This is a genomic window from Acetobacter conturbans, from assembly GCF_011516755.1.
Classification (GTDB): domain Bacteria; phylum Pseudomonadota; class Alphaproteobacteria; order Acetobacterales; family Acetobacteraceae; genus Acetobacter; species Acetobacter conturbans.
Genome location: NZ_WOSY01000071.1, coordinates 1 through 944, shown reverse-complemented (window position 1 = coordinate 944; position 944 = coordinate 1). Strand labels below are relative to the sequence as shown.

Here is a 944-nt window from a genome sequence, read left to right as displayed (position 1 = left end):
TGACTTGAACTCTGCCGCATACCGTTTCCGCGTAACCTTGCCCATAAAACCCGTCCTCGTTCAGGCCAGATGATAGCTTATCGCCCTGTCCGAAAAATGGGGACCACCTCTCTTCGTCGTGGTCTCCGCCCACCAGACGGACCGTGCCGTCCACCCGTTTCATGTCGATCGCGTCCCGCACTTCCTTCATGTGGAATTTGTTGCGGACGTCGTCGTCATTCTCCTCGTCACTGTTGGCGTTCCCGGCCGCTCCTCTGACTTCCAGAGAGGCGAGATCGCTTTCATCAGGTTCCGCGCCACGAAATAGGTCGGCGATCTGCCGGTTTCTGGCGGATGTCTGCCGGACGCTGGACAGAAGCTCCGGCATGTCTTCCGCGTCCAGCACCCTGCGCAGCATCTCGATGGAGTCACCGGCCTCGATGTTCTGTGCCTGCTCATGATCGCCCAGTGCCTTGATCGTGCAACCGCTATCGCGCTGCAGTTCCAGCAGGCGGAGCATCTGGCGTGGTCCGACCTGACCGACCTCATCGATCACCAGAACCGTGTTCCGGTCCACGTCGATGTCGCCGCGTTCCAGCCGGGCGAGGAAAGGCAGCATGGCGCAGGTGTCATGGATGTCGGCGTCGCGCAGCGCGTCCGCCTGACGCCAGGCATTGGCAATCCCGATAATCCTTCGTCCGCTCTCATCATAACGGGTGTCATGCTTCCAGGCGTCCACCAGCGGCGACAGCAGCGCGGTCTTTCCCGACCCTGCGACACCCGTCAGCATGGAGAGCGCACCACCCCGGCCGAGTGCGTAAATCGCCGCCTTCTGCGCCCTGCCATGGTCACTGGAGATGGGGTGGTTGCCGTCCTCCCCGCACGGCATCGCAATGTGCCAGAATGGTCGTTGGAAGAAACGACTGCGCGAAAGGACGGCAGATGAAGGATACAGTGATAGGCGT

1 protein-coding gene is annotated in these 944 nt (G+C 61.3%); it reads right to left on the bottom strand.

Translation table 11 applies throughout. The features are described from left to right. Nucleotides 1-868, bottom strand: an 868-nt coding sequence (locus GOB81_RS17360) for an AAA family ATPase (RefSeq protein WP_242010341.1), incomplete at its 3' end; no start/stop codon positions are given. Nucleotides 869-944 lie beyond the last annotated feature (76 nt).